The sequence below is a fragment of the Kosakonia radicincitans DSM 16656 genome (assembly GCF_000280495.2).
In the GTDB taxonomy this organism is placed as follows: Bacteria; Pseudomonadota; Gammaproteobacteria; order Enterobacterales; family Enterobacteriaceae; genus Kosakonia; species Kosakonia radicincitans.
Genome location: NZ_CP018016.1, coordinates 2,113,769 through 2,134,784, shown reverse-complemented (window position 1 = coordinate 2,134,784; position 21,016 = coordinate 2,113,769). Strand labels below are relative to the sequence as shown.

Genomic DNA, 21,016 nt, shown 5'->3' with positions numbered 1-21,016 from the left:
TATGCTGCCTGCGGATCAGATATGCGGATGGTAGGCGAAGAGCGCTGGCGCGCCGCCGGTATGAACGAAAAGGATCGGGCCATCGTCTTTAAAACGCTTCTGCTCAATGCCATCGAGCAAACCCGCCATCGCCTTACCGGTATAGACCGGATCGAGCAAAATCCCTTCCAGACGCGCCAGCAGTTTTACGGCTTCCATCCCTTCATCATTCGGCATGCCATAACCCGGCGCAAAGTATTCATCCCACAGCACAATATCGGCATTCGCGCTGATCTCCAGATCGTGGGCGATCGCCTGCTGCAAGGTTACAACTTTGGTTTTTTGATCCGCCACGCTGCGCGAAACGGTAACGCCAATTAACTCGACCTCCGGCAGCAACTGCTCCAGCCCGACAGCAAGCCCGGCATGCGTTCCGGCACTCCCGGAAGCCACCACCACCGACGACAGCGAGACCGCGCCTTCGCATTGCTGGGCAATTTCCAGTGCGCTTTCGACGTAACCCATAGCACCCAACGCATTAGAACCGCCGACCGGAATCACATACGGGCGAAAGCCCTGCGCCTCGACCCGCGTCGCAAGCGCCTCCAGTTGCGCAGCCGGATCGGTCAACGCATCGCACATTTCAATTTGCGCATTGAACAGATCCAGCAGCAAGCGGTTGCCATTGCTGAGATAGTTTTCTGCCTTCGTACCAATAGGATTTTCCAGCAGCGCGACACAGTGCAAACCCAGTTTCGCCGCCACTGCGGCGGTCTGGCGCACATGGTTAGACTGAATCGCGCCTGCGGTGATCAGCGTATCCGCGCCTTCACGTAGCGCATCAGCAGCAAGAAACTCCAGTTTGCGCAGTTTGTTGCCGCCCATCGCAATCGGCGTCACATCATCACGTTTGATGAAAATCTCGCGCCCAAGGTAATCGGACAGGCGCGGCAGGTACTCCAGCGGCGTCGGTGCGCCAATAAATTCAAGACGCGGAAAGCGGGTCAGGTTGTGCAAAGACATAAAACCTCCGAAGACCGGATAACGTTGTGTATTGTTTTTATTATGCACATTTACAGAGATGAAATAAAAAAGGCGCTTTTTTAAGCGCCTTTTTTAACGAGGAACGATCACTTCGTCACATCTGTTCCAAACCATTTTTCCGACAGCGCTTTCATCGTGCCATCTTTTTGCATATCGGCAATTGCCGCATCAATTGCCTGCAACAGATCTTCATTACCCTTGCGCAACGCCACACCGGCCTCCTGACGCGAGAACGCATCACCAGCCACTGCCAGAGTATCTTTAGTTTTTTTCACCAGATCCAGCGCTGCAAGGCGATCCACCAGAATCGCATCGATACGGCCAACGCGCAGATCCTGGTATTTCGTCGGGTCATCATCATAGGTACGAATATCGACGCCCTGAACGTTCTTGCGCAGCCACTCTTCATAGTTGGTGCCCAGGCCAACGCCGACTTTTTTCCCTTTCAGATCGGCTGCGGTTTTAATGCCCGCTTCATTGCCTTTTTTGACCAGCGCCTGGATACCAGAGACGGTATAGGGCGTGGAGAAATCATATTTTTTCTTGCGTTCATCGGAGATGGTCACCTGATTGATCACCACGTCGATGCGCTTCGAGTCCAGCGAGGCCAGCATACCGTCCCATTTCGTCGGTTTCAGAGAGGCCTTCACGCCCAAATGCTTCGCCAGCGCATCGGCAAATTCCACTTCAAAACCAGTCAGCTTGCCATCATCGCCCTGGAAACTGAACGGCGGATACGTGCCTTCCAGACCGACTAACAACGTGCCGCGCTCTTTGACTTTATTCAGCAGGTTTTCTGCGGCGAATGTTTTCGCGCTTACCCCCGCCACCAGCGTGACGGCCATAACGGCCATCAGCGCCCGACGTCCCAGAAGTGCTAGTTTCATAGTTACCCCGATAAAAGAATTGGCTGCAGCAGTGCATTGCCTGGAAAAACGTAATCACAAGCAATGACTCGCCACATGTTATTCTTTTTTAATATATATCAGATCTCGCGCCGACAGCCATTTTTTGCATCGGCGTAAAACGCATCTGCGTCTTAAACTGAGCATATTTGCGCAAAGCGATCCGATAGTTATTGGTGCTGGTCGCGGGTAACCATGGCTCCAGGTTTTCGTCGAGGAACCCTTCATTGAGCAAATCACGGGAGATGTTTAACTCGCTCAGATGATTACCAAGCCGGCGCAGACGCACGACATACTCGCGCACCGTACCGTGGCTCATCTCAGTCTGTTCGAAGAGATATTGTTTGAACCCGATGATATCGAAGAAATCGCTCTGCTCTTTGCAGTGCAAATCCCCGCAGAAACGACAGAGTGCAACCCACTCTTTTTGCTCTTGTTGCCAGGCCGCTTCATCCAACAGCATATCCAGCCGGGAAATCGCAATTTTGTTTACGATTTCGCCCCGGCGGACCAGTGTGATGCGGTCGAGCAACTTATGGCAATGAGCGCAATGCGTCTGGCTGTGTTTAAAGTCTTTAAGGTAGCGGCTTAGAGGCCGTCTTTTAGGTTGCTGCACCGTCATGATAACTCCTGGTTGTCAATGCGTTGTTCGGCATTTACCAGGGGCGATGCAGGATCACCAACCTATAACTTACCCAGCTTGGTGCGTAAGCGCTTAATAGCCTGACTATGGAGCTGGCTTACCCGCGATTCCCCTACTTCAAGAACAGCGCCAATCTCTTTGAGATTGAGCTCTTCCTGGTAGTACAGCGTCAGGACAAGTTGTTCACGCTCCGGGAGAGATTCAATAGCTTCCATCACCCGGTGACGCAAATTACTTTCCATTAGCTGGAATAACGGGTTTTCCTGTTGATGATCGTCAGTCACCAGCTCGATACTATCGCCGTGCTCTTCCCGCCATTCGTCATAGGAGAAAAGCTGGCTATTGTTAGTATCGAGCAGCATCTGACGGTATTCCTCGACAGGAATCCCAAGGCGCTGCGACACTTCTGTTTCCGTCGCGTTACGCCCCAGTTCTTGCTCTAGTTGCCCCATGGCCTGCGCCACTTCGCGGGCATTACGCCGGACGCTGCGCGGCACCCAATCGCGGCTGCGCAATTCGTCCAGCATCGCCCCACGAATACGCTGCACTGCGTAAGTGGTAAATGCCGTTCCTTGCAGAGCGTCGTATCGGTCTACAGCATTCAGTAGACCGATACCGCCCGCCTGTAGCAGGTCGTCCAGTTCCACACTCGCCGGCAATCGCACCTGTAGGCGCAATGCTTCGTGACGCACAAGAGGTACATAACGCTGCCACAGCGAGTGTTTATCCATTACACCTTCAGCGGTATAGAGTGAATTCACGATAAACAGCCCTGCGTTAATTGAGTTATCGGCATGATTATCCGATTCTGGAGTGGTTTTAATCGGATGAATAGTGGGTGAAATGGGGGGTTATTTGCCTTTATAACGCCCCACGTTTCGACGGCAATGCATATAATACTCGCTCAAAAGCCAGCGCCGGATGGTGTCCGCGCAGGAAAAATCGATAATCATCTGAAATATTGTAGATAAATTGAAACATCGCGATCGTTTTTTTACTTTTGTGATTTACGCCGGTGTTTTGCTCGTCCGACAAAATTCTCTGCTTGCGCCTCAATGACCACAATTTTCGCTGCGTTTTTAACATATTGCTTTCCGGTATCATCAGAAACGTCTCACCAGCATCAACACAATAATAAACGTACGCTTCATCACCTTGTAGGAATGCTAAACCCTCTGACAAACAAGGGCTTGTAGAAAAAGATCTACCAGAAATCTCCCTTAGCGCATCCACACCCTGAAGCGTAAAAAAACAATCTGGTTGTCATGGCTTTTATGCCATCGGGAAAAATGACAAAATTCACACAGCAGCAGTTTGTTTTTCTGGCAAAATTCCGCGGCGTAAAGCGTAACGATATTTCTATCAATCAATGAGTATTCACCCTACAAAATACTTTCTCCATTCTTACTACTCGCGCATCTAATTCGATGCGGGCATAGCAGACAGTCAGAATGTAATTCCCAGGCAAATCTCTTTGCATCGCACGGTCTAACTCGATGATATTATGACCATAAAGCGTATAACCATCAGGACACGGTTTCGCCTTTATTGCTTCATAATCGACCGTCTCGCTTTTACGGAACAAAAATGTCTCCGCTTTTTTGCGCTAAATAACCCGCAGGTCATCATCCGGCACGCGGACATTCACTCTATTTCATCGATAATATCTATAAATCGCTTTTGCCTTTGCCAATTATGCATACACAAAAGCGATTTCAGGGCGACGTTAAAAGGCCAATCACAGCACTATTTTTTGCTGCGCAATCGCACTTCTGTTCGCGCTTTCCAGGAATGACAATCCCTGCAATGCGGTGGCAGAGCCAATCGCATAGCCGTTTGCTTCGCCACGCAAAGCGGCGGCGATATCACAGTAGTAGTTGGCAAAAGCTTCAATAAAACCAGCCGGGTGACCGGCTTTAAAGCGGCAATAACGATCCAGATTGGCAATGGTGTTATCACCCGCCGTGCGATCGACAATGCGCACGTTGCCGTGAATATCAGCGAGTCGCAGATACTCCGGCTCCATCTGCAACCATTCGGCGCTGCCTTCCGTACCATAAATGCGGATCCGCAAACCGTTGCGAAAACCGAGCGCGGCTTTACCGTACCAGTAGTTACACACCATATCGTCGGTATAACGTGAGATGATATTGACGGTGTCCACCACGTTCGGCACACGCGCAAACGTACTGTTGACGGCGTAAACATCCAGCGCCTGTTTGTCAGTGAGAAACTCCACCAACTGGTGCACATGAACCCCGAGATCCAGCGATACCGTCGGGATTTCGCCGTCCACTTGACGCCAGAGTTGCGGTAACGCCACGCTGCCATCATTGCGACAACGGCTAAAACCTTCCTGCGGCATTTCGACCATCACCTGCTGAATTCGCCCAAGCCCGCCGCTCAGCAGGCGCTGGCGCAGTTCTCGCACCATCGGATAGCCGGTATAGTTGAACGTCACATACAGCGGGCTATTAACCTCATCAACCCGCTGCTGAATCTCTTGCGCATCACCTACCGTTGCCACCATCGCCTTCTCGCAGATGATCGGCAACGGATACTCCAGGCACGCCAGCAAAATGTCGCGGTGCGCAGGCGTCGGCGTCAGCACCACCACTGCATCAAGGCGCTGATGCTCTTTTTCCAGCATCAATAGCGCATCCTGATAAATCGCGTGATTCTCCAGCCCCCAGTCGGCTCCTGTTTGCTGATTGATGCTTTCATCACGGCTGAAACATCCCGCCGTCAACTGGAAGTGCCCGTCCATCTGGCTGGCGATTTTATGTGTCATGCCGATAGCGGAATTGATACCGCCACCGATGAATGCAAGGCGCAAAGGCTTGGCCATAATCCAGTCCTTAAATCGTTTTAAAAGAAAAATAGTTTTTGAGCTGTGGCGTCAGCCGCGCCAGTTCGGCGAAATCCTCAAACTCGGCGAAAACCAGCCCCGCCCTGTCGCGCGGCGCGGGCAGCAGAGGATCGCCGGGTAACTTCAGCGGGATAGTCTCAATAATTCGCGCCGCCAGCGGAGCAAAGCAATAGCCAACAAAGTGACTTTCAGCATCGCCGGAAATGGTATGCCGGGCGATGGCTCGTTGATGCACGGGCCGACGCACACTGAATGCGGATTCTCGGCCAATAAAGGGAGCGACAAATCCGGCGGAATAGGCTTCGCCGGTGGATAATTCAATCAGACGCGAATAGAGATCGCCCGGGCAACGGCGGGTTAACTCAATCAGCCAAAAATCGTGTTCATTGGCAATGAACTGGGTATGCAGCAAACCATCAACGAGTTGCAGTTCCCGCACCAGCGTCTGCATGCATTCGCTGACGCGATCGCGCATCGTTTCAGCGAGCGTCAGACTCAGGCTACTGCTGTTCACCTGCCAGGGATAAACGGTGCAATATTCGTCGACGAAAAATTCACAGACAATCTCACCGCCGCGAATAAATGCCGAGTGGCTGTATAACGCGCCTTCGCAGAAGGTTTCGATGACGCAGTGGCCATTACGGGAAGCGCCGCGTGCCAGGTCAACCGCCTGCGGCAAGGCGCCCGCCTCGCGCACCAGCGTAATACCGATCCCGCTATAGGCATCAATCGGCTTAACCAGTAGCGGGAAAGGCAAATCACGCGCCGCTTCCGGTTCGTTAACCGCGCGCGGAATCGGATAGCCTTTCAGCTCTGCCCAGGCGCGGAAACGATCTTTAAGAAACAGCGTGTCGCTGACGTCCGGCGTATCAAAACCGGCCAGCCCGAGTTCGGCAGCCACGCGGCTACCGGTCAGATAAGAGACATCGGTTACGCCGGGCAAAATCGCCGTAATCTTCTGTTCGCGCGCCACCGCCAGCACTGCGTCTGCGTCTGCGTAATTCTGCACATGCGCAATATCAGCGAACTTCATCCCCGCATCCTGCGCTTTGCCGCTGCACACCAGTGTGGTAAAGCCCGCAGCTTTGACCACCTGCTGCAAAGGTAGCGACGCAAATCCGGCATCGAGGATCATCGCCGTTGCTGGCTGGCTCATATGCCCCCCGCAGAAATCATAGCGACATTGTTTGCGACAGGGAGCGCCATACGGCGGATAACATCCACAATACGCTGCTGATCTTCCCGCGTAAGCCCAGGGTAGATCGGCAGGCAGAGTACTTTCTCAGCGATATCGTTCGCGCAGGGTAAATGCTCTTTCTGTGAGGTCGCAAAACCGCGATACATGCTGAAGGAGCTAATTAAAGGGTAGAAGTAGCGACGGGTTAAGATGCCTTCGTTTTTCATCGCTTCATATAATGCATTGCGGCTGATGCCAAACTCAGGTTCAATCAGCACCGGACAATAGGCGTGGTTCCAGATCACATCATCGGGGACGTTAAGCAGGCTAAGCCCTGCAACACCATCGAGCAGCTCAAGATAGTACTGATACAGCGCCTGGCGTTCGGCCAGCGCCTGATCAATATGTTTTAACTGCAACAGACCGAATGCCGCTTCCACTTCATTCATTTTGGCGTTGATGCCGGGCGCAACCACGCGGGTTTCACCGGCAAAACCAAAGTTTTTCAGGTAGTCGATGCGTTGCTTCGTCCGCGCGTCATGGCAGATAATCGCGCCGCCTTCGAAGGTGTTAAACACTTTCGTGGCATGGAAGCTGAGTACCGAAAGATCGCCGTGATTCAGGATGCTGACGCCGTTTTTCTTCACGCCGAATGCATGCGCGGCGTCATAAAGCACTTTTAAGCCGTAAACATCCGCCACCTGCTGGATCTTCTCCACGTCACAGGGTACGCCATAACAATGCACCGGCATGATCGCCGTCGTCTGCGGCGTAATCAGCTCTTCAACGCGTTCCGGGTTGATGTTGTAGGTCAGCGGGTCGATATCCGCAAAAACGGGCGTCAGGCCATTCCACAGCAAGGTATGTGAGGTAGCGACAAACGAGTAAGGGGTGGTAATCACCTCACCCGTGATACGCAGCGCCTGGAGTGCCGTCAACAACGCCAGCGTTCCATTGGCGAACAGACAGACATATTTCACACCCAGATATTCCGCCAGCGCTTCTTCAAGTTGCTGGTGGAATGTCCCGCCATTGGTGAGGATGCGGTTCTGCCAAATCTTTTCCAGATAGGGAATAAACTCTTCCAGAGGCGGCAACAGAGGGCTGGTGACGAAGATGTTATTGTCCATAAAATGAACCTGAACAAGCCAGAGATGACTTTGATGTTACAGGCACCAAAGTGAATCTATTGGGTAAACAAGGGGCATTTCCCATGCCAATTAAGCCCGCAAGACACCAGCCTCCCTTTGCTATTATTGGCCGAGATAAAGAAAATCCGTGAAATTTCACGCCTGAGAAACCAGGCCGTCATCACCTCGTTGCCGCATCGCGCGTTGATGCGCTCAAACTGCTGCCCGCATAACGGAAAAAAAATGAACGAATACGCTTTGGTGAGTATCGTTATCCCGACTTACAAGCCCGAATTCTTCGCGACAACGCTCGCCAGCGCGCTCAATCAGAGTTGGCCAAATTGCGAAGTCATTATTTATGACGACAGTAACGACGACACCATTCGTCTCACCTGCGAGCGTTATGCATTAACGACCAAAACGCCTATCTACTACACCAAAAATAGCGTCCGTTTATGGGAAGAAGGCAACGTGCTGGCTGGCGTGCGTCAGGCCAGCGGTAAGTACATTAAGTTTCTCTACGATGATGACATTCTGTTCGAACACGCTATCACCCGGCTCGTTGCAGCGCTGGAATCCTCCCCGGGCAACAGCATGGCTTCCGCGCGTCGTGTTCGCGTTGATGAAGATGGCACCCCGCTGGTCGATATTACGGCGACCGCCTTCCCTTTTACCGCCGATGTGATTCTCGATGGTCCGGACGTGGTGAAGTTTTTCGCCGACCATCCGGTGAACTTTATCGGTGAGCCCAGTTCCGTGCTGTGCTATCGCGAGGATCTGATCTCTTTCGGTGATGACCTCTTTACCCTGCTCGGCGAGAATCTCTACTTCCTGACCGATATGACGCTGTATCTGAAGTTACTGCGCCTCGGCAACCTGGCCTTTGTCGCCGAAACGCTCTCGGCTTTCCGCGTCTCAGAGAACCAGAGTAGCCAGCTCGTGCATACCGGGAAATATGGCGATGTCATTAACAGAACCTATACCCGAATGCCGCAAATTGTCAGAGAACTGGGCTGGTACAGCGGTAATAAAGAAGAGAATGAAAAGGTCAAAGTCGCGCTGATGCACGGCGAGCAGCGTTTCCAGACGGAAAACCTGCTGCATGCACTGCATAACTCTCTACAAGTCTCCGTGCGCCGGTTCTACAGCAACAAAATCAACAAATGGCTCGACGAACGCCGCCTGCAAACGCAGTTCCGGCCCCTGGTGGAAGCTTTCCAACAGGCGCGCAACACGCAGCAAACGTTAACCGTTTTTATCTCGCAGTACGGACATCATCCTGATGCTGTCACGTCAACACTGCAAAGCCTGCAACGCTACGCCGGGTTTGGACTGACGCTAAATCCGGTGGTCATCACGGAGCAGAGCGCCGCTCTTCCTGCGCCGACGCTCATCGCGCGACAAGATAATCAGATTGGTATCATCAATCAGTACGTCGCCAGCCAGCCGTCTGACTGGGTGATGTTCATGGATGCCGGTGAAGTGCTGCTTGAGAGCGGCATGCTGATGTTCGATCTGGCGCTGGATGGCGCCTCCGCCTGCGATGCGATTTATGGCGATGAGTTCTACATGCAGAACGGCGAAATTGTCACCACGGCGATGCGCCCGGATTTCAACCTCGATTTACTGCTCAGCTACCCGGCAGAGATGGCTCGCCACTGGATTTTCCGCAGTGAAGCGATTCTGGCAGCGGGTGGGTTTAACCCGACGTATCTGCAGGCCTGGCAGTTCGAGTTTATTGTTCGTCTGATTGAACAAAAAGGGATGGGCTTTGCTGGTCATCTGCCGGAACCGTTTGTGGTTGGCCATCCGCCAGTGCAGGCCAGCCAACCGGAAGAACAGGCGATTTTAACCCAGCATCTGCACAATCGCGGCTATGCACAGGGTACTGTAGTGGCTACCCATCCGGGGCTGTATGCCCTGCGTTATAACCATCAGCAACAACCGCTGGTCTCGATTATTATCCCGACCAAAGATCAGCTTACTATTCTGAGTACCTGCGTCACCAGCCTGCTGGAGAAGACGCGTTACCGGAATTACGAACTGCTGATTGTTGATAACAACAGCGAGACCCCGGAAGCATTGCAGTGGCTGGAGGGGATCTCAACTATCGATCCTGAACGCATTCGCGTATTGCGCTATCCACATCCGTTTAACTATTCCGCTATCAACAATATGGCCGCGCGGGAAGCGCGCGGTGAATACCTGGTATTACTGAATAACGATACGGCAGTGATCAGCGAAAACTGGCTGGATCATATGCTGAATCATGGGTTACGCCCGGAAGTGGGGATCACCGGCGCGAAGCTGCTCTACCCGGACGGTAAAGTCCAGCATGCGGGCGTGGTGCTGGGGCTGCGTGGCCCGGCGGATCATCCCTTTATCGGCAGCGAAAACAACCGCGCCGGTTATATGAATCGTCTGCTGGTTGACCAGAATTACAACGTGGTCACTGCCGCGTGTCTGTTAATCCGCAAATCAGTCTATGAACAGGTCGGCGGGCTCGATGAAGAGAACTTCACTGTCTCCTATAACGATGTCGATCTGTGCCTGAAGGTGCGTGAAGCGGGCTATTTAACGGTGTGGACGCCGCATGCCCTCGTCATGCACGAAGGCAGCGTCAGCCAGAAGAAGGTCGATAAGACCGTGCAGGAGAAAAAACGCCAGCGCTTTATGGCCGAACAGGACACCATGTACGCCAAATGGATGCCGCTTATCGCTAACGATCCGGCCTATAACCCTAATCTGTCGCTGGATGGCGCGGGATTCCAGTTTGAAGCCAGCAGTAATAAAAGCTGGCAGCCGTTGCACTGGAAGCCGCTGCCACGTTTGATCGCCTTTCCATTGCAAAGCCAGCCCGGCAGCCGGTTGCGCCTCGATGCGCCGTTAGCATTACTGAATAGCGCGGGCGTCGTCGAAGGGCAAATTAATTATCATCCCAGCACCTATACCGATATCAGTCGTTTTGCGCCGGATGCACTGATCGTCCATCGACAAATCAGTGATGGCGCGCAGGAGTGGTTGCGTCGTCTGCCGCAGGCAGCATCGGTGTTTAAAATCTTCGATCTGGATTGCTGGTTGCCTGGCTTACCGGTCAATGCCGAGGAACGTAACGATCTGCCACAGGATATTTTCGCCGCGCTGCGCGGTACGCTGGCGCATGTGGATCGCCTGATCGTCGCCAGTAACGAGCTGGCCGAACAGTGCGCGGGGCTGCACAGCGACATCCGCGTGATGCCAACGCTACTTTCGCCACAGCAATGGTCGGGGTTATCCAGCCAGCGTGGCATGGGTAAGAAACCGCGCATCGGCTGGTGCGGAACCGCGGCGAATACCGGCGATCTGGAACTGATTCATAAGCTGGTCAGCCAGTTAGCCGATCGGGTTGAATGGGTGTTCTATGGCTACTGTCCGCCTTCCCTTCAGGAGTGGGTCAGCGAATTCCATGCCCCGGTTCGCCCGCAGCATTTTGCGAAAAAGCTGGCCAGCCTGAATCTCGATCTCGCCGTGGAACCGTTGGCCGATACGCCGTGGAACCGGGCGCTTAGCCCGGTACGTCTGCTTGAATATGGCGCCTGCGGTGTGCCGGTGATTTGCAGCGATATCATCAGCACACAGAGCATTGCTGGCGTTACGCGCGTCGAAAATCGCGCAAGAAGCTGGCGCGAATCCATTGAAAACCATCTGCTTGATGCGGCGATGGCGGCACAACTTGGCGATAATTTGCGTCTGTACGTGCTGGAAAACGGTATGTGGAACGGCGAAAGCCTGCTGCGCCAGGCGCAACTCTGGTTACCGGATTAATGTTTCTCCGGGCATAACAGCCGATGGCAACAAAAAAGGCGCTTCGCAGCGCCTTTTCTTTTACTTGTCGGCCGGTAACCAGCCCTGACGCCAGTCATCGAGCCCGGCATCCCGCAGATACCAGTCGCTGCGCACGGCGGCACGCAGCGCATCACCCTGCCGCTCGCGCAACGCCGGATCGTGAATGTACGCCTGAATCGCGTTCATCCAGTCTTTAAAGCGGTTCGCCACCAGCGTCACCGGCAGATTGCAGCGATAAGGCTCAATGTCGGTAGCGATGATCGGCACACCGCAGGTGCCAATCTCCAGCAAACGCAGGTTGCTCTTGCATTCGTTGAACTGGTTGATTTCCAGCGGCACCAGCGCCAGGTCGAGATTCAGGCTGGCCAGTTTCTCCGGGTACATTTCAAACGGTACACCGGGGTGGAATTCGCAAAGCACGTTGCGCGGCTTCATGCCCATAAACACCCACTCCACCTGCCCTTCCAGCTCTTTGATCAGCGGCAACAGGATCTCCAGATCGCCAGTATGCGAGCTGCCTCCGGCCCAACCGACGCGCACTTTTTTCCCGGTTCCACGGGCGCTGAGCAGGTGATCCCACTGATTCGGTGCCAGGCGGTTTTGCGCAATGCGAATATCACTGTGGAATCGGCTGTAGGCTTCAGCCAGCGGCGCAGTAGAAACGACAACCCAGTCGGCGGTGTCCATCACTTTGCGGAAGTTTTTCAGCATTTGCGGCGGGAAGTGCTGACGGTTACCGTTTTTCATTGGCACGTTCAGCAGGTAATCATCATATTCCAGCACGATTTTCGCGCCGCTGACATCGCGTAACTGCTTCATGATATCCGGGAAGCGGCTGCCGGTGATCAGCTCAAGCAGAATCACATCCGGCCGCATTTGCGCCGCTTCCATCAGGCCGGGAATGGTGTTCGTCAGCCCGCCTTCGATCATCAAATGGCGTTCCAGCGCTTTGAACGGTTGCATCACCCGGTGATGGCCGCCACCGACCCAGTTGATGTGATGGGCTAACACCACCGGCAATGGGCGGCCAGGCAGCGGCTGGTGCAACCGCGCAATACTTGCGCTCAGCGTGAAGGCTTTGCCCATCTTCTGCATCAGCGGATGGTACGAGGGTTCATTCAGCAACCCCTGCTGCCACTCACCGCGCAGCGTCGTATAGTCCTGCAACAACGGACGCTCCTGCACGCCAATTTTGTTGCCGAATAAACGTGTCGCGCCGCCCATATGTTTCACGCGGGCGTAAGGCGTCCAGACATTGAGATATCCCTGCTGCTGCGCGCGCAACCCCAGATCCACATCGGCGAAATAGAGGGGATAACGCTCCTGGGTAAAGCCGTTTAAGGAGAAGAAAACCTCTTTACGCACCATCATGCAGGAGGCGCTCACCGCAGCCAGGTTACGCGGCGTTTTCAGAAAGTGCTGAAAACCATTGCTCTGCCCGTCAGCGCCATCGAAGGCGACATCAACACCGTGCTGCACGCCGACTAAATAGCCGCCATGTTGAATACGGCCGTCCTGATACTCCAGACGTGCGCCCACCAGCCCTACTTCCGGGCGCAGCGTATGTTCAAGCAGCGCATCCAGCCAGTTACCGTCGATAATTTCGCAGTCATTATTGAGAAACACCAGCACATCGCCACGCGCTTGTTGCGCGGCGGCATTATTGATTTCAGCGAAATTAAAGGGCGCGTCGTAACGCAGAATGCGCACCTGATCGAGCCCCAGCGCCGCCAGATCGTTGAGGAAACGGCAGGCATCCTCCTCCACCGACTGGTTATCAACGATCAGCAGCTCATAGCGCTGATAGCGGGTCTTTTCCATCAGACTTTCAATGCAGCGCTTCAGCAGCGCAAAGCGATCGCGGGTCGGAATAATGATCGACACCAGCGGCATCGCCTGCCACTGATAGCGCAGGCGTTTAATGTTCTCCGCTAATCCCTCTTCCAGCGTGGCGTTAATTCCCAGCCGTTGCAGATGCGCCAGCAACGCCTGCTCGCATTCAGCGACCACCTCTGCCGCCTCGCTCCAGTGGGTTGCCGGATGCGGGTTTTCCACCAGCACTTCCGCCACACGGCCCACGGCGCCTGCGCCCTGTCCTTCGACAAAGCGCCACAGCAAATCGATATGCGCCGCGTGGGGATAATGACCGCTGAATCCTCCCACCTGCAAGGCAATTTCCCGCGAAAAAAGTACCGTCTGACCGATATAAGGCACACCGCGCAGCAGATCGATATTGACGCCTGGACGCAGGGTGAATACCGGTTCGCCGTTTTCCGCCCGCGTCATTTCATCACAGTAAAACAGCCCGGCATTTTGCTGGTTCATACGTTGCTCAGCAAAACGCAGCAGCGCGTCGTCACGCAACGTAAAACCTGCGGGGATCAGCAACATCGCTTCGGCGCTACGCGCTTGCAGCAGCGCATTGGCCGCAGCAGGCCATGCGGTATCATCGGCAATCACATCAAGACTGACGGCCGTCAGCGACTGGCTTTCCACCGACGCCCGCGTGCGTGCGCTGGCCTGATTGTCGCCAAGGATAATGACGCCAATGCTGGCTTTATCCGGGTACGCCCGGGCAAAAGTGAGCAGCGCTTCCCGCCGCGCTTCGCTGATCTGGCGATCGTCCAGCCAACGGGTAAAGGAGTAATCGGAGGTTTGCTGCTGTGCCAGCACCGCTTTACTGTGAAAATTAAGCGCATAGCGGGATTTTTCATCAAGCTGGCGTGTCTTCGCTACCAGCGGCGCATTTACGATGGCATCCAGCGCGGTCTCCAGCGACCATTTCGCCGCCAGATCCGCGCGCTGCGCCTGAGTCCACGCCAGTGCGCTGGCGTAGCCGCTTTGCAGCATCTCAACCCACTCATCGGCATCCGGGCAGTTGCGCAGCGACAGCGCACAGAAATGCTCGGCTTCATGGCGGGCGACGTTCGCGTCGTTCAGATAGCCTTCGACATAGCCCTCGTTCACCAGAAACAGCGGGATCCCAAGTGTCAACGCTTTCGCCACGCTATCATCATTGCCGATCACGACGTCATAGTGTTCCAGCCAGGCCGGATCGATGCGCTGCGCTTGCTGGTTAAGATCCAGCCAGTCTATCTGAACGCCAGCTTCGCGGGCACGCTGCTGCACTTCGTACATCTCCGCCGACATTTTCGGCGCAATGTAGACTGCGCGCGCCAGCGTCGACGATTCGCGGGTGCGCACATACTGGCTGAAACGCGCCGGAACCGTCCACGGCAAGTTTTTCAGTTGAGTGCTTTCCACACCGGTTTGCAGCAGCAGCGCGGAAGTGCGCGGCGAGAGATCGAGCGTCAGTGCTGCGAACTGGTTTTCCAGCGCCACGCCCCAGGGAATATAGAGATCGTTATAGTCGTTGAAATGGCGGAAAATCATCGCGCCGCGGAGACGTTCAGTAGCGATCGCATCGAGCAGTTTATCGCTGAAGAAACCGCGATAGATCCAGATAATATCATATTGCGTGTCTGGCTCACCCTGCTGGTCGGTCACCAACCCAAAGCGCCCTGTCGCCTTCAGGCGATCGATCTCCGCGTTCAGTGCCTTTCCTGCACTACTGGTGATGAGATCTACCCGCCAGTTCTGTGCCAGCAGCACATCGGCAATATCGAGTAATTCGTTGGTATGGGGCGTAAAGGCGTCAAATTTATCAACGCTAATTAATAGGCTTCGCATCTCTCATCCTCAGCACGCCGGGCCTGTTGGCCGGGGCTATCAAAGGGCGTTTCTGTCGTTATGCAATATTGTGGGGGAGTAAGGAAAGATCGAGAGGAAAAACAGCCAGTAGAAAAGGCGCTATATCTGACGATTGGACATAAAAAAAGGCATCCGAAGATGCCTTTTTTAATCCGTTGCGAATTAACGCAGCAGGGACAGCATGGTCTGCGGAACCTGGTTGGCCTGAGCCAGTACGGAAGAACCAGCCTGCTGCAGGATCTGCGCGCGGGACATGTTCGATACTTCGGTCGCGTAATCGGAGTCCTGAATACGGCTACGAGCAGACGTCAGGTTGCTCACGGTGTTGTTCAGGTTGGTGATGGTGGATTCGAAACGGTTCTGGGACGCACCCAGCAGGCTGCGCTGGGAGTCAACCGCTTTGATTGCCGCATCGATATCTGCCAGCGGGCCGCCGTTGGTGCCGCCAGTGGCATCAACAGTACCGCTCAGTACGTCGAAACCTTCAGCCGCAGTCGCACGTGCGTTGCCGTTAACCACGCCACCGGTAGACGCTGTTGCGCCTGTCGCGTTGAACAGGTTGTAGGAATCTGAAGAATCCAGGCTGATGGAGATAGTTTCGCCGTCTTTTGCGCCAACCTGGAAGTTGTAGCTGCTGGTACCGGAACCGGTGTTCAGCACTTTGATGCCGTTGAAGTCGGTCTGGGTGGTAACACGGTTAACTTCTTCCATACGCTGGTTAACTTCAGCCTGGATGGAGTCGATGTCAGAAGCAGAGTTGGAGCTGTTCTGCGCCTGAACGGTCAGGTCACGGATACGCTGTAAGTTGTTGTTGATTTCGCTCAACGCGCCTTCAGCCGTCTGCGACAGGGAGATACCGTCGTTGGCGTTACGGGCAGCAACGGTCAGGCCGTTGATGTTGGAAGTAAAGCGGTTAGCAATCGCCTGGCCAGCAGCATCGTCTTTCGCGCTGTTGATACGCAAGCCGGAAGAGAGACGCTCGATCGCAGTACCCAGAGAAGCCTGAGATTTGGTCAGGTTATTCTGAGTAGTCAGCGACAGGGTGTTAGTATTAATAACAGCCATGATAGTTATCCTTCATTGAGAAATTTATATTCCGGCATGGGCCAGCGGCTTCATCACCGTCTAAATTGTTATCGACGCTGTCGCCGAACTCTTTAATGCTTTTTATCTTTTTTATGTAATTTTCGTCGGCAAAAAAAACGATATATAAAATAAAAAAGCGCCGACAAGCGGCGCCCTTCTTTATTACTAATTTTGCGATTAACGCAGCAGGGACAGCATGGTCTGCGGAACCTGGTTGGCCTGAGCCAGTACGGAAGAACCAGCCTGCTGCAGGATCTGCGCGCGGGACATGTTCGATACTTCGGTCGCGTAATCGGAGTCCTGAATACGGCTACGAGCAGACGTCAGGTTGCTCACGGTGTTGTTCAGGTTGGTGATGGTGGATTCGAAACGGTTCTGGGACGCACCCAGCAGGCTGCGCTGGGAGTCAACCGCTTTGATTGCCGCATCGATATCTGCCAGCGGGCTACCGTCAACAGTACCACCGGAGGTTACGGTACCGCTCAGTACGTCGAAACCTTCAGCCGCAGTCGCACGTGCAGTACCGTTGATGGTCTGACCGGTGGTCTGGAAGGTTGCGCCAGTGGCGTTGTACAGGTTGTAGGAATCCGAAGAATCCAGGCTGATGGAGATGGTTTCGCCGTCTTTTGCGCCAACCTGGAAGTTGTAGCTGCTGGTACCGGAACCGGTGTTCAGCACTTTGATGCCGTTGAAGTCGGTCTGGGTGGTAACGCGGTTAACTTCTTCCATACGCTGGTTAACTTCAGCCTGGATGGAGTCGATGTCAGAAGCAGAGTTGGAGCTGTTCTGCGCCTGAACGGTCAGGTCACGGATACGCTGTAAGTTGTTGTTGATTTCGCTCAACGCGCCTTCAGCCGTCTGCGACAGGGAGATACCGTCGTTGGCGTTACGGGCAGCAACGGTCAGACCGTTGATGTTGGAAGTAAAGCGGTTAGCAATCGCCTGGCCAGCAGCGTCGTCTTTCGCGCTGTTGATACGCAGACCGGAAGAGAGACGCTCGATCGCAGTACCCAGGGAAGCCTGAGACTTAGTCAGGTTATTCTGAGTCGTCAGCGACAGGGTGTTAGTATTAATAACAGCCATGATAATTATCCTTCATTGAGAAATTTATATTCCGGTATGCGCCAGCGGCTTCATCACCGTCAAAATTGTTATCGACGGGGGTAATAAACTCTTTAGCGATTTTTTTATTTTTTTGCGGTGCCAGGTTTTTAACGCAAATAAAAAAGGCGCCGACAAGCGGCGCCCTTCTTTATTACTAATTTTGCGATTAACGCAGCAGGGACAGCATGGTCTGCGGAACCTGGTTGGCCTGAGCCAGAACAGAAGAACCGGCCTGCTGCAGGATCTGCGCGCGGGACATGTTCGATACTTCGGTCGCGTAATCGGAGTCCTGAATACGGCTGCGGGCAGACGTCAGGTTGTTCACGGTGTTGTTCAGGTTAGTGATGGTGGATTCGAAACGGTTCTGGGACGCACCCAGCAGGCTGCGCTGGGAGTCAACCGCTTTGATTGCCGCATCGATATCTGCCAGCGGGCTACCGTCAACAGTACCACCGGAGGTTACGGTACCGCTCAGTACGTCGAAACCTTCAGCCGCAGTGGCACGGGCAGTACCGTTGATGGTCTGACCGGTGGTCTGGAAGGTTGCGCCAGTGGCGTTGTACAGGTTGTAGGAATCAGAAGAGCTGAGGCTGATGGAGATGGTTTCGCCGTCTTTCGCGCCAACCTGGAAGTTGTAGCTGCTGGAGCCGGAACCGGTGTTCAGCACTTTGATGCCGTTGAAGTCGGTCTGGGTGGTAACACGGTTGATCTCTTCCATACGCTGGTTAACTTCAGCCTGGATGGAGTCGATGTCAGAAGCAGAGTTGGAGCTGTTCTGCGCCTGAACGGTCAGGTCACGGATACGCTGCAGGTTGTTGTTGATTTCGCTCAACGCGCCTTCAGCCGTCTGCGACAGGGAGATACCGTCGTTGGCGTTACGGGCAGCAACGGTCAGACCGTTGATGTTGGAAGTAAAGCGGTTAGCAATCGCCTGGCCAGCAGCGTCATCTTTCGCGCTGTTGATACGCAGACCGGAAGAGAGACGCTCGATAGCGGTACCCAGAGAAGCCTGAGATTTGGTCAGGTTGTTCTGAGTCGTCAGCGACAGGGTGTTAGTATTAATAACAGCCATGATGTAATTCCTTTAAATAAAAAAGTTATCAGATTCAGGCATCTGCCTACGGCGTTCTTACCGTCTTCCAGGTTATCGACCGTCACTGACCAACCTTTAGAGAAAAACTTTAATTTTTTAAAGCCACAAACTGCCCGCTATTCTTTGGCTTTATTTCGCCATTGCTTTAAAAAAAAACCTCTAATCTTTTCGCAGTCGCTGCCGATAATCCACACAGTGATTGTCTAAAACTGAAGGATGAAGATATGGCAAGTATTAGTTCGCTCGGCGCAGGCACAAGCTTGGATCTGAACACGTTGTATGACAATTTGCAGACAGCTGAACAAACAAAGCTGACGCCAATTACCACTCAGCAGACTTCGTATAAAGCCAAGCTGACAGCCTGGGGAGTGGTGCAAACCTCCCTGACTAAGCTGCAAACTGCTGCTAATGCGCTGAAAGATACGTCAAGCATCGCATCGACAAAAGTATCCAGCACTAACACCGCGTTCACTGCTACGCTGGCCAATGATGCCGCGGCGGGAACTTACTCGGTCGAGGTGTCTTCGCTGGCAGCTTCTCAATCTCTGCTCAGCCCGAAAGTGGCCAGCAAAGATACTGATTTAGGCGACAGCAGCCTGAGTTCTCGTACCATTACGATCACTCAGCCTGGGCAAACGAATCCGATGACCGTGACGCTGAACAGCGATCAAACCAGTCTGTCGGACATTCGCGATGCCATTAACAAACAGCAAGGCAGCGTAACTGCGAGCATTATTAAAGCAGATGACAACAGCTATTACCTGGCACTGACTTCACGTGACAGCGGTACGGCTAACCAGATGACGATCACCACGAATGATACGCAACTGGCACAGTACATCAGCTATGACTCGACGAATACCAGCAGCGCGAGCAACGTGATGACACAGCAGGTTGCTGCGTCTGATGCGAAGCTGAAAATTAACGGGATTGAAATTACCCGCAGCAGCAATACGATTACAGATGCGCCGGAAGGTGTCACGCTGACGCTGAATAAAACCAACGTTGGCAGCCCGGAAACGTTGACGGTAACCAAAGACAACCAGCCGATGACCGACGCGATTCAGGCGTTTGTTGATGCCTACAACTCGCTGCAAACGACCATTGCTAACCAGACCAAATATACAGCAGTGGATCAGGGCAGTGATTCGCAGGACAGCTCGAACGGCGACCTGCTGGGCGACGGTACGCTGCGCAACATTCAGACGCGTCTGCGCTCTATGTTGTCGTCCTCTCAGAGTGACGGAGGAAGCTTCTCCATTCTGTCGCAATTGGGTGTGACTCAGGATACGACCGGTAAGCTGACCGTTGACAGCACCAAACTTAATAAAGCGTTGAATGAAAAGTCAGCGGACGTGATCTCTTTCTTGTCCGGCGACGGTAAAACCACCGGCTTCGCCACGCAGGCAAGCAACCTGCTGGACGATTTTTTAGGTACCGATGGTACCGTGCAGAATGCGACCGACGGGATCAACAAAACCCTGAAACAGCTGTCCGATCAGTATGACCAGGTCAATGATCAGATCACCGCAACCATGGCGCGTTACAAAACACAGTTCACCAGTTTAAGTCAGCTGGTTTCTTCTCTGACGACAACCGGTAACTATTTGACCCAGCAGTTCAATGCTATGAGTGCATAAACCATCAGTTGAGGTTTGACATGTATACGAAATCGGGAACTCAGGCTTATGCCCAGGTCGGCGTGGAAAGCGCCGTTCTGAGTGCCAGCCCACATCAACTCGTGGTGTTGCTTTTTGATGGCGCCTTGAGCGCCATGAAAAAGGCCGCGATCCTGATTGAGCAGGGAGATATTCCCGGTAAAGGACGGGCGCTTTCACAGGCTATAAATATCATTACCAACGGCTTGCGGGCCGGTCTTAATCACGAAGCCGGTGGTGAGATCTCCGCAAATCTGGACAGTCTTTATGACTACATGACACGACGTCTTTTACAGGCAAATCTCCACAATGACCTCTCCGCCATTGATGAAGTATCGAAGTTGTTGAGCAACATCGCTGATGCCTGGAAAGAAATTGGCCCCAATAATCAAAACTCGCGGGACACTTACTAATGGAAGCAAATCTCGGGTTGCTCCACCACTATCAGCAGCTGTTGGTCGCCAGCCGCACCATGCTTAACCTCGCGAAGGAAGGGCGTTGGGACGAACTCATCGAACATGAAGTGAAGTACATTAACGCTGTGGAGAAGTTAGCACAGTTCCAGGATGCCGGAGAAATTGCGCCTCAGTTGCAGGCGCAAATTCGGCCGCTGCTGAAGCAAATTCTGGATAACGAAGTTGTGCTGAAAGAACTGTTAAACGAACGAATGGATGAACTGCGGACATTGGTTAGACAGACATCTCGACAACATAACCTGCATTCGACATATGGACGCCTCTCTGGAAATATACTCTTCCCGAATGAGATCTAATCTCAGAACAGGCGGGTGAC

The 21,016-nt window shown here is 53.6% G+C and carries 16 protein-coding genes; 4 read left to right on the top strand and 12 right to left on the bottom strand.

All coding sequences use genetic code 11. The features are described 5' to 3' along the window. Positions 1–15 precede the first annotated feature (15 nt). The 8 genes from dcyD to Y71_RS10390 all read right to left on the bottom strand — a co-directional run bounded on the left by dcyD (position 16) and on the right by Y71_RS10390 (position 7,747). Entirely contained in the window at positions 16–1,002 is a 987-nt protein-coding gene (dcyD, locus tag Y71_RS10425; RefSeq protein ID WP_007371526.1) for a D-cysteine desulfhydrase, read from the bottom strand. 107 nt (positions 1,003–1,109) lie between these two features. Further along, positions 1,110–1,910, bottom strand: coding sequence for a cystine ABC transporter substrate-binding protein (gene tcyJ / locus Y71_RS10420; RefSeq protein ID WP_035887547.1), 801 nt, complete (start codon positions 1,908–1,910; stop codon positions 1,110–1,112). 88 nt (positions 1,911–1,998) lie between these two features. Beyond that, a complete protein-coding gene (gene fliZ / locus Y71_RS10415; RefSeq protein WP_007371524.1) occupies positions 1,999–2,550 on the bottom strand; it encodes a flagella biosynthesis regulatory protein FliZ in 552 nt (183 codons plus the stop codon). A 62-nt stretch (positions 2,551–2,612) separates the two neighbouring features. Then, positions 2,613–3,332 (bottom strand): RNA polymerase sigma factor FliA, encoded by a 720-nt coding sequence (locus Y71_RS10410; protein WP_007371523.1) that lies wholly within the window; start codon positions 3,330–3,332, stop codon positions 2,613–2,615. A gap of 100 nt (positions 3,333–3,432) precedes the next feature. Next, entirely contained in the window at positions 3,433–3,657 is a 225-nt protein-coding gene (locus Y71_RS10405; protein ID WP_007371522.1) for a hypothetical protein, read from the bottom strand. A 652-nt stretch (positions 3,658–4,309) separates the two neighbouring features. Beyond that, positions 4,310–5,419, bottom strand: a complete 1,110-nt coding sequence (locus Y71_RS10400) for a Gfo/Idh/MocA family protein (protein WP_035887549.1) — start codon at positions 5,417–5,419, stop codon at positions 4,310–4,312. Positions 5,420–5,429: 10 nt separating this feature from the next. After that, positions 5,430–6,596 carry an ATP-grasp domain-containing protein gene (locus Y71_RS10395; protein ID WP_007371519.1) on the bottom strand — a complete coding sequence of 389 codons (1,167 nt, stop codon included), beginning with the start codon at positions 6,594–6,596 and terminating at the stop codon, positions 5,430–5,432. Beyond that, positions 6,593–7,747, bottom strand: a complete 1,155-nt coding sequence (locus tag Y71_RS10390; RefSeq protein ID WP_007371518.1) for a DegT/DnrJ/EryC1/StrS family aminotransferase — start codon at positions 7,745–7,747, stop codon at positions 6,593–6,595. Before Y71_RS10390 ends, Y71_RS10395 begins: the two co-directional genes overlap by 4 nt. A 243-nt stretch (positions 7,748–7,990) precedes the next feature. Here Y71_RS10390 and Y71_RS10385 point away from each other — a divergent pair, with 243 nt between their 5' ends. After that, on the top strand, positions 7,991–11,551 hold the full coding sequence (locus Y71_RS10385; RefSeq protein ID WP_035887552.1) for a glycosyltransferase: 3,561 nt from the start codon (positions 7,991–7,993) through the stop codon (positions 11,549–11,551). 60 nt (positions 11,552–11,611) lie between these two features. Here the strand turns inward: Y71_RS10385 and Y71_RS10380 are convergent, their stop codons facing one another. The 4 genes from Y71_RS10380 to Y71_RS10365 all read right to left on the bottom strand — a co-directional run bounded on the left by Y71_RS10380 (position 11,612) and on the right by Y71_RS10365 (position 18,545). After that, a complete protein-coding gene (locus tag Y71_RS10380) occupies positions 11,612–15,262 on the bottom strand; it encodes a glycosyltransferase (RefSeq protein ID WP_007371516.1) in 3,651 nt (1,216 codons plus the stop codon). A 183-nt stretch (positions 15,263–15,445) separates the two neighbouring features. Then, entirely contained in the window at positions 15,446–16,348 is a 903-nt protein-coding gene (locus tag Y71_RS10375; protein WP_007371515.1) for a flagellin N-terminal helical domain-containing protein, read from the bottom strand. 198 nt (positions 16,349–16,546) lie between these two features. Continuing rightward, entirely contained in the window at positions 16,547–17,452 is a 906-nt protein-coding gene (locus Y71_RS10370; protein ID WP_007371514.1) for a flagellin N-terminal helical domain-containing protein, read from the bottom strand. A gap of 187 nt (positions 17,453–17,639) precedes the next feature. Further along, entirely contained in the window at positions 17,640–18,545 is a 906-nt protein-coding gene (locus Y71_RS10365; RefSeq protein ID WP_007371513.1) for a flagellin N-terminal helical domain-containing protein, read from the bottom strand. Between the two features lie 245 nt (positions 18,546–18,790). Here Y71_RS10365 and fliD point away from each other — a divergent pair, with 245 nt between their 5' ends. Genes fliD through fliT form a run of 3 tightly spaced genes read left to right on the top strand, consistent with a single transcriptional unit; the run spans position 18,791 to position 20,996 of the window. Beyond that, on the top strand, positions 18,791–20,206 hold the full coding sequence (fliD, locus tag Y71_RS10360) for a flagellar filament capping protein FliD (RefSeq protein WP_007371512.1): 1,416 nt from the start codon (positions 18,791–18,793) through the stop codon (positions 20,204–20,206). Between the two features lie 20 nt (positions 20,207–20,226). Next, positions 20,227–20,637: a flagellar export chaperone FliS gene (fliS, locus tag Y71_RS10355; protein ID WP_007371511.1), complete on the top strand. Its 411-nt coding sequence runs from the start codon at positions 20,227–20,229 to the stop codon at positions 20,635–20,637. After that, positions 20,637–20,996 carry a flagella biosynthesis regulatory protein FliT gene (gene fliT / locus Y71_RS10350; RefSeq protein WP_007371510.1) on the top strand — a complete coding sequence of 120 codons (360 nt, stop codon included), beginning with the start codon at positions 20,637–20,639 and terminating at the stop codon, positions 20,994–20,996. The genes fliS and fliT overlap by 1 nt, the downstream gene beginning before the upstream one ends. The last annotated feature ends 20 nt before the right edge of the window (positions 20,997–21,016 follow it).

Coding starts and splice junctions, on each gene's coding strand:
- dcyD (WP_007371526.1), bottom strand. CDS start 1,002: ATGTCTTTGCACAACCTGACCCGCTTTCCGCGTCTTGAATTTATTGGC.
- tcyJ (WP_035887547.1), bottom strand. CDS start 1,910: ATGAAACTAGCACTTCTGGGACGTCGGGCGCTGATGGCCGTTATGGCC.
- fliZ (WP_007371524.1), bottom strand. CDS start 2,550: ATGACGGTGCAGCAACCTAAAAGACGGCCTCTAAGCCGCTACCTTAAA.
- Y71_RS10405 (WP_007371522.1), bottom strand. CDS start 3,657: ATGTTAAAAACGCAGCGAAAATTGTGGTCATTGAGGCGCAAGCAGAGA.
- Y71_RS10400 (WP_035887549.1), bottom strand. CDS start 5,419: ATGGCCAAGCCTTTGCGCCTTGCATTCATCGGTGGCGGTATCAATTCC.
- Y71_RS10395 (WP_007371519.1), bottom strand. CDS start 6,596: ATGAGCCAGCCAGCAACGGCGATGATCCTCGATGCCGGATTTGCGTCG.
- Y71_RS10390 (WP_007371518.1), bottom strand. CDS start 7,747: ATGGACAATAACATCTTCGTCACCAGCCCTCTGTTGCCGCCTCTGGAA.
- Y71_RS10385 (WP_035887552.1), top strand. CDS start 7,991: ATGAACGAATACGCTTTGGTGAGTATCGTTATCCCGACTTACAAGCCC.
- Y71_RS10380 (WP_007371516.1), bottom strand. CDS start 15,262: ATGCGAAGCCTATTAATTAGCGTTGATAAATTTGACGCCTTTACGCCC.
- Y71_RS10375 (WP_007371515.1), bottom strand. CDS start 16,348: ATGGCTGTTATTAATACTAACACCCTGTCGCTGACTACTCAGAATAAC.
- Y71_RS10370 (WP_007371514.1), bottom strand. CDS start 17,452: ATGGCTGTTATTAATACTAACACCCTGTCGCTGACGACTCAGAATAAC.
- Y71_RS10365 (WP_007371513.1), bottom strand. CDS start 18,545: ATGGCTGTTATTAATACTAACACCCTGTCGCTGACGACTCAGAACAAC.
- fliD (WP_007371512.1), top strand. CDS start 18,791: ATGGCAAGTATTAGTTCGCTCGGCGCAGGCACAAGCTTGGATCTGAAC.
- fliS (WP_007371511.1), top strand. CDS start 20,227: ATGTATACGAAATCGGGAACTCAGGCTTATGCCCAGGTCGGCGTGGAA.
- fliT (WP_007371510.1), top strand. CDS start 20,637: ATGGAAGCAAATCTCGGGTTGCTCCACCACTATCAGCAGCTGTTGGTC.